Raw genomic sequence first — 8144 nt, 5'->3', positions numbered from 1 at the left:
GTCGGGGTCTGGGGTGGTGGTCAGCCGTCGTAACGCTTGAGGAAGCTCCTGAGGATGTCCTCGGTGTCCAGGGGCAGGGGCGCCTGCGTGGCGAGGTGGTCCATGGTCTGCGCGTAGCTGTTCGTGTCGTCGTACTTGTCGAAGTACAGCGCGCTGTTCAGCTGCTCCAGGTACACCACGTCCGGAAGTTGCGGCGTGGGGAAACGCAGGATGCTGAACGGGCCGCCCGCGGCCGGGTGGCCGCCCATGGCGAACGTGGCGATCTGGATGGTGATGTTGGGGCGCCGCGCCATCTCGATGAGGTGCTCGATCTGCTCGCGCATCACCGACGCGTCACCGTAGGGGCGGTGCAGCACCGCCTCGTCGATCACCGCCCAGAGTCGCGGTGCGGGCACCTCCGCGTCGGGCCCGTCGCTCAGACGCCGTTGCCGATGCATGCGCATCTTCACGCGACTGTTCACGTCCTCGTCGGAGGTGGCGGTACGCGAGAGCCGGATGACGGACCGGGCGTAGCCCTCGGTCTGCAACAGTCCGGGAACGAACTGCACCTCGAAGGTACGGATCACCGACGCGGCCTCCTCTAAGCCGACGTAGACGCCGAACCACTGCGGCAGCACGTCACCGTACTTGTGCCACCACCCCTGGGCGTTGGCGCTGGAGATCAGACCGAGGAGCGCCTCGCGCTGTTCCGGATCGTCGACTCCGTAGAGTTTCAGCAGGTCGTCGACGTCCCGGCGTTTGAAACTGACCTGGCCGAGCTCCATTCGGCTGATCTTGGCGTGGGAGGCCCGGATCGCGTATCCGGCGTCATGACGGGAAATGCCCTTCTCCTGGCGCAGTCGTCTGAGCTGTGTGCCCAGCAGAATGCGCAACACGGTGGGGCCACCACTGGAATTGGCCAGGAAATCCTGTGTGGCCTGGTGGTTCTCGACGGGATCGGCTCCCACTTGGCCTCCCTTGGAGTGATTTTGGCGCGAGCGACCGCTCAGTATACCGATGCTGTTCTTCCCTCGACAGGGTTCGCTACCGATTCGCCGGAGGACCAAGGTCCCGTACTTCGAATCGATGGCGATCAAGGTGAATTCTTCGTGCGACCCCCTATCAATAAGGGTGGCGCTTCCTATAGAGTTGCCGAACGTTGATCTGCACGTGCATCTGTGTCTTACGTCTGTAAGCGACTCAGGGCGCTGTGGAAGCCGACGCGTGAACCGACATCACCCGTGAGGACCGTGATGAACGCAGAGCTGATGCCCTCGGAGTTGCACGCCGGGGCATCCCGGGGGCGACCGGCGCTACCACGGGGATGGTGGGACGGGGTCCTGAGCGACCTGAGGATCGGCGAGGGCACACTCGGGCTCGGTATGGCCGCCCAGGCCTACGCCGCGGTCCCCACCTCCGTCGGAGCCGCACGCCGCTTCGTCTCGCACAGCCTGACCGAGTGGGGCATGACCGAGGTCGCCGAGAACCTCTGCCTCATCGTGTCCGAACTCGTCGGCAACGCCTGCCGTCACGCCGTCGCCGGCCGGGTCCCCGAGGAGACCCGTGTCCTCGTCCAACTCCGCCCCCTGCCCTCGGTCGACGCGGTGGCCTGCATGGTCGCCGACCCCGAACCACGAGGGCCGATGCGGGTCTCCGCCCATCAATTCGCCGAATCCGGTCGCGGCCTCGGACTGGTCGCCGCATTCGCGCGCGAATGGGGATGGAATCCCGTCGAGGGACACGGAAAGGTCGTCTGGGCCGAGTGCGGCCCGGAACAGCTCTGACCTCGAATACACGCTTGCCCATATCCGAACCGCGCGCCGGATCATGAGGCAACGGCACGACTCCCCGAGGCGAGTAGGCTGTCAACGCATGTCGGTATTCGACCGACAGCGGTAGACGAACCCCACAGACCTCGAACCGTGGGAGTGAGGCGTGGCCGTACTGGATTCCGACCGGGAGCACTTCCCCTGCGACGGCAGCACCATCGTGCGCGTGGACGGTGAGATCGACATCGCCACCGCGGAGGGCGTCTTCGCCCGGCTAACGGAGGCCGTCACCGAGGGGTGCACCGTCGTCGACCTCTCCGGGGTGGGTTTCATGGACGCCTCCGGGGTCAACGCCCTCATCGGCGCCGCCCGATTCGCCGCGGCCCGTCAGCGCCATCTCCTGCTCGCGAGCCCGCCCCGACAGCTCCGTCGCATCCTGGACGTGCTCGACCTCAACGGTGTACTGCCGACCCACCCCGACACCGAGACCGCCCGCGCCACCCACGCGGCCCTGGCGGCCCGCTGACGCGCGCCCGTCCTTATCGGCGCCGCTCACCCCTCGGTCCCTCCACGGTCGGTGGAGGAAGTCCGCCCCGGTACGTCTTCGCCCCAGGCCCACGCCCGGTCGTTCCGTCGTGCGCGACCCCCGGAAGGACGAACGGGGCGTGCCGCCCGGAGGATCCCGGCGACACGCCCCGCGAGAGACGTCCCTACTCCACGGTCACGCTCTTGGCGAGGTTGCGCGGCTGGTCGACGTCGTTGCCCTTGGCCAGGGCCAGTTCACAGGCGAACACCTGCATCGGGATCGTCGACACGATCGGCTGCAGGAGGGTCGGCACCGCCGGGATCTCGATGAGCACGTCCGAGTACGGTCGCACCGACTCGTCGCCCTCCTCGGCGATCACGATGGTGCGGGCGCCCCGGGCGCGCACCTCCTGGATGTTCGACACGATCTTGTCGTGCAGGACGCTGCGCCCCTTGGGCGAGGGCACCACGACCACGACCGGCAGACCGTCCTCGATGAGCGCGATCGGACCGTGCTTGAGCTCGCCGGCGGCGAACGCCTCGGCGTGCATGTACGCCAGCTCCTTGAGCTTGAGCGCGCCCTCCATCGCCACCGGGTATCCCACGTGGCGGCCGAGGAACAGCACCGTGTCCGCGTCGGCGAGCGACCGGGCGAGCTCACGGACCGGGTCGACCGTGTCCAGGACCTTCTCGATCTGCTCGGGCATGGTCGCCAGCTGGGCGATGACGGCGTTGATCTCGTCGCCGAACTTCATCCCCCGGACCTGCGCCAGGTACAGACCGATGAGGTAGCAGGCGGCCAGCTGGGTGAGGAACGTCTTGGTCGCGGCCACCCCGACCTCCGGGCCGGCGTGCGTGTACAGCACACCGTCGGACTCGCGCGGGATGGTGGAACCGTTGACGTTGCAGATCGCCAGGACCTTGGCGCGCTGCTCACGGGCGTAGCGGACCGCCATCAGGGTGTCCATGCTCTCGCCGGACTGGGAGATGGCGATGACCAGGGTCTGCTGGTCCAGGATCGGGTCGCGGTAACGGAACTCGCTGGCGACCTCCACCTCGCAGGGGACGCGGCACCAGTGCTCGATCGCGTACTTGGCGATCAGACCCGCGTGGTAGGAGGTGCCGCAGGCGATGATGACGATCTTCTCGACCGCGCGCAGGTCCGACGGGGACAGGCGCATCTCGTCGAGCGTGAGCTGGCCGTCCACCGAGACCCGGCCCAGGAGGGTGTCGGCGACCGCGCGCGGCTGCTCGACGATCTCCTTGAGCATGAAGTAGTCGTAGCCGCCCTTCTCGGCGGCGGAGGCGTCCCAGTCGACGTGGTACTCGTTCACGTCCACGGGCACACCGTCGTAGTCGGTGACGACCACGGAGTCGGCGCGCAGCTCCACGACCTGGTCCTGGCCCAGCTCGACGGCCTGACGGGTGTGGGCGATGAACGCCGCGACATCGCTCGCCAGGAAGTTCTCCCCCTCGCCGCGGCCGACGACCAGCGGCGAGTTGCGGCGGGCCGCGACGACCAGGTCCGGGTCGTCCGTGGAGATCGCGACCAGGGTGAAGGCGCCCTCCAGGCGCGTGCACACCGAGCGCATCGCGGCGGCCAGGTCACCGTCGCCACGACGGTCCAGCTCCGTGCTGAGCAGGTGGGAGGCGACCTCCGTGTCGGTCTCGGACAGGAACTTGCAGCCTTGCTCCTCCAGCTCCAGCCGGAGGGCGGCGAAGTTCTCGATGATGCCGTTGTGGACGATCGCGACCCGGTTGCCGTTGTCGACATGGGGGTGGGCGTTCACGTCGTTGGGGGCACCATGGGTGGCCCAACGGGTGTGTCCGATTCCGGCACCGTCACCACTGATGGGGCGCTCTTCCAGCGCCAGACGCAGGTTGGCGAGCTTGCCCGCCCGCTTCTCCGTGTTCAGGGCGCCCTCGCCCAGCACGGCCACTCCCGCGGAGTCGTATCCGCGGTATTCCAACCTTGCGAGGCCGTCCACGACGACCTCTAGCGCCGGTTGCGGCCCGACGTAGCCAACGATTCCGCACATGGCCGCCAGCGTAGGCGAAAAGGTGCGCTGAATCGACCAACCACCGGCCCATACCACTGGTCGTTTTCCCAGGTAACGGTATAGACCATTTGGATCATGGGGGGTGGACCGCGCAGGTGGGGGCACTGGTACGGACCACGAGTGGTACCGGTTCCACTCCGCCCGAACCCGGCCAAAAAACCTTCGGAGTCGGGAGCGTGAACGTGTGGTTTCGGGCACGTTCCCGCCCCAGGTGGGCCAATCGGGGGCCACCTGCCCTGAGTGGGAGAGCGGCTCGTCTAGTGTGGTCAACCGTGTCTCACGCGACGAAGAACGGCTTCTCCTCACCCTACGTGGAGCTGGACCGCCCGGCCTGGGCCGCACTCCGCGCCTCCACACCCTTGTCCCTGACCGAGGCCGACCTCAACGAGCTTCGCGGGACCAACGACCCCACCTCCCTGGAGGAGGTGAGCGACATCTACCTGCCTCTGTCCCGGCTGCTCAACCTCTACGTGGGCGCCACCCAGCAGCGGCACGCGGCGGTGCGGGCCTTCCTCGGGGAGACCGGCCGCCCCGCCCCGTTCATCATCGGGGTGGCCGGCAGTGTCGCCGTGGGCAAGTCGACGACCGCGCGGCTCCTGCGCTCGCTGCTCGCCCAGTGGCCCAACCATCCCGACGTCGAACTGGTCAGCACCGACAACTTCCTCTACCCCAACGCCGTGCTGCAGTCCCGGGGGCTCATGCGCCGCAAGGGTTTCCCGGAGAGCTACGACCGCCGGGCCCTGGTGAGGTTCGTGTCGGAGATGAAGGCCGGCGCCGACCGCCTCGACATCCCCGTCTACTCGCACCTGCACTACGACGTGGTGCCCGGCGAACGCCAGACCGTGCACCGCCCGGACATCCTCATCGTCGAGGGCATCAACGTCCTCCAGCCCGCCACCGCCGGACGCCTGGCCGTGGCCGACTTCTTCGACTACTCCATCTACGTGGACGCCAAGGTCGAGAACGTCCGCAACTGGTACCTGGACCGGTTCCGCGAACTCCGCCGGACCGCCTTCTCCGACCCCCGGTCCTACTTCCACCACATGGCCACCACCATCCGTGAGGACGAGGCCCTGGAGTTCGCCGCCAACACCTGGCGGACCGTCAACGAGGTCAACCTGCTGGAGAACATCCGTCCGACCCGGGGACGCGCCACCCTGGTCCTGTTCAAGGGCGAGGACCACCGCGTCAGTCGGGTTCGGCTGCGCAAGACCTGACGGCGCGCCCGACCCCGCCGCCGGCCGACGTGGGCCCGCCCACGTGGGATCGGTCCCCGGAAGCCGGTGGACGCGGGGCCGGTGGACGCGGGTCCGGGCGGGGTGTCGGTCGTCGGTCCCCTGTACGGCGGGGCCGGCCCACCCGGGCCCGGACGGCGTGTGCCCGGTCCCCCTGGGGCCCGCACGGCGCGCGCCGGTCGACGCGCCGCGGGGCCGTCCGCGTTCCCGGTCACCGTGGTGGTCCCTGGGGTAGGCTCGCCTCTTCGGCCTCGCACACCCCCACGGGGTCGTCGCTGCGCGCTCATGGATCGGAACGAACCGGGCCTTCACGGTGACCGGGGCGGGACCGCGCGCACGCGCGAAGCCGCGTCCTGTCCCGCCGACATCCGAGGTCCGTCGATGACCGCAACCGATCCCATCACCGTGCCCGCACACCCCGAACTCGACGCCGAGCGCCGCCACCTCGCCGAGGCCCGCGCCGCCCTGCGCAGGATGTACGAGGGGGTGCGCGGCTCCGCACTCGTCATGAGCGGCCACGCCAAGGACGAGTTCAACGACGAGGCCCTGTACCTGGCCCGACGGCGACGCATCGCCGAACTGGTCGACCTCGCCGACACGCCCCTGTACTTCGGGCGCCTGGACTTCGACCACGGCACCGTCTTCCTGGAGGACCACGAGGAGGACGAGGCCGACCCCGCGGAGGCCGACGCACCCGACCGGATCCGTATCGGTCGGCGCCATGTCTACGACGCCGACGGCCGCCCCATGGTCCTGGACTGGCGCGCGCCCATCAGCATCGCCTACTACCGGGCCTCGCCCGCCGACCGGATGCGCGTGCTCTCCCGCCGCCGCTACGGGTTCACCACCGTCACCGACGCCGACGGCGCACCCGAGGCCCTGCTCTCGGCCTTCGAGGACGAGGACCTCCTGGGCCCGGACCCCGAGGCCACCACCGGGGACCTCCTCGGGGCGGAGATCGAACGTCCGCGCACCGGGCCCATGCGCGACATCGTCGCCACCATCCAGCCGGAACAGGACGACCTGGTCCGTGCCCCGCTGGAGACGACGATGTGCGTCCAGGGGGCGCCCGGCACCGGCAAGACCGCCGTGGGCCTGCACCGCATCGCCTACCTGCTCTACACCGAACGCGAGCGGCTCGCCCGGACCGGTGTGGCGATCATCGGCCCCAACCGGTCCTTCCTGTCCTACATCCGCGACGTCCTGCCCGCCCTGGGGGAGGTGGACGTCCACCAGACGACCGTCGTCGACCTGCTCACCCGGGACCTGCCCGCGCGTTCTCGGCACACCGACGGATGGATTCGCCGGGTGGAGACGCCGGCGGCCGCGCGGGTCAAGGGGTCGGCCGTCATGGCCGAGGTGCTCCGCCGTGACCTGTGGTCGAACCTGTGCGACCCCGAGGAGACCGTCATGGTCCGCGAGGGGTCGCGTCGATGGCGCCTCCACCCCGAGGACGTGCGACCCCTCCTGACCGAACTGGCCGAACGTGGGATCGCCTACGGGGCCGGGCGCGAGATGCTCTCCCACCGCATGGCGCACGTGATCCTCACGCTCATGGAGGCCGAGGGGCGGACCTGCGACGACCGCACGCACGGGCGGGTGCGCCGTGACCCCGCGGTGCGTTCGGCGGTCACCGCCCTGTGGCCCAAGGTCGACCCGCTCACGATGGTGCTGGGACTGCTCACCGACGCGGAACGGCTCGCCCGCGCCGCGGACGGGCTCCTCACCCCCGAGGAGCAGGCCCTCCTGCTGCTGCCCGGACGCCCGCGGGGCCCCAAGTCCGCGCGGTGGTCGGAGGAGGACCTGGCCCTGGTGGACGAGGCGGTCGCGCTCATCGAACGCCCCACCGGCATGGGTCACATCGTGGTGGACGAGGCCCAGGACCTGAGCCCGATGCAGTGTCGTGCCATCGGCAGGCGCAGCGGTTCCGGTTCGCTCACGGTGCTCGGCGACATCGCCCAGGGAACGAGCCCCTCCGCGGCACGGAACTGGTCGACGCTCCTGGAGCTCCTGGGCGAGCCCACCGGCCACCTGCACGTGCTGGACCGGGGGTACCGGGTGCCCGCGCAGATCATCGACTTCGCCGCCCGCCTGCTGCCCACGATCGCCCCGGGGCTGGGGGCGCCGAGCGCGGTCCGTCGATCACCGGGCGCGCTGCGGATCACCCCGGCCGCCGAGGACTTCGTCCCGACCCTGGCGGAGGCCTGCCGGGGTGCCCTGCGGGGCGAGGGGTCGGTGGGGCTGATCGCCGCCGACCACCGACTCCCCGCGCTGCGGGAGGCCCTGAGCGCGGAGGGCGTGGAGGCGCCCCTGCTGGGCGAGGTCGGGTTGGAGGACTCCCGCCTGATCGCGGTCCCGGCGAGCCTGGCCAAGGGGCTGGAGTTCGACGCCGTGGTGGTGGCCGAACCCGAGGCCATCGTCGAGGCCGAGGAACGGGGCGCCAACCGGCTCTACGTGGTCCTGACCCGCGCGGTGAGTTCCCTGCACGTCGTGCACGCCCGGCCGCTACCCCCCGAACTCGCCTGACGTCACCGGGTGGTCGGGGTGGCGCGGGCGGTCGATCCGGGGCGGATACG

Annotated in this window: 6 protein-coding genes; 4 read left to right on the top strand and 2 right to left on the bottom strand. The window is 69.9% G+C overall.

The window, feature by feature from the left end:
- Nucleotides 1-20: 20 nt before the first annotated feature.
- Nucleotides 21-875 carry a helix-turn-helix domain-containing protein gene (locus tag DSY14_RS13130; protein WP_374224007.1) on the bottom strand — a complete coding sequence of 285 codons (855 nt, stop codon included), beginning with the start codon at nt 873-875 and terminating at the stop codon, nt 21-23.
- 357 nt (nt 876-1232) lie between these two features.
- On the opposite strand from DSY14_RS13130, the gene DSY14_RS13125 reads away from it, so the two are divergent.
- Entirely contained in the window at nt 1233-1763 is a 531-nt protein-coding gene (locus DSY14_RS13125) for an ATP-binding protein (RefSeq protein ID WP_211716808.1), read from the top strand.
- A gap of 151 nt (nt 1764-1914) precedes the next feature.
- A complete protein-coding gene (locus DSY14_RS13120) occupies nt 1915-2274 on the top strand; it encodes an STAS domain-containing protein (RefSeq protein ID WP_211716807.1) in 360 nt (119 codons plus the stop codon).
- 184 nt (nt 2275-2458) lie between these two features.
- Here the strand turns inward: DSY14_RS13120 and glmS are convergent, their stop codons facing one another.
- Nucleotides 2459-4312: a glutamine--fructose-6-phosphate transaminase (isomerizing) gene (gene glmS / locus DSY14_RS13115; protein ID WP_211716806.1), complete on the bottom strand. Its 1854-nt coding sequence runs from the start codon at nt 4310-4312 to the stop codon at nt 2459-2461.
- 332 nt (nt 4313-4644) lie between these two features.
- Here glmS and coaA point away from each other — a divergent pair, with 332 nt between their 5' ends.
- Nucleotides 4645-5550 (top strand): type I pantothenate kinase, encoded by a 906-nt coding sequence (gene coaA / locus DSY14_RS13110; RefSeq protein ID WP_211716813.1) that lies wholly within the window; start codon nt 4645-4647, stop codon nt 5548-5550.
- A gap of 399 nt (nt 5551-5949) precedes the next feature.
- Nucleotides 5950-8094, top strand: a complete 2145-nt coding sequence (locus DSY14_RS13105) for an AAA family ATPase (protein ID WP_211716805.1) — start codon at nt 5950-5952, stop codon at nt 8092-8094.
- Nucleotides 8095-8144: the final 50 nt, after the last annotated feature.

The organism is Nocardiopsis sp. MG754419, from assembly GCF_018207095.1.
In the GTDB taxonomy this organism is placed as follows: domain Bacteria; phylum Actinomycetota; class Actinomycetes; order Streptosporangiales; family Streptosporangiaceae; genus Nocardiopsis.
The sequence above is the reverse complement of the archived record's forward strand: the minus strand, read 5'-3'. Positions and strand labels throughout refer to the sequence as shown.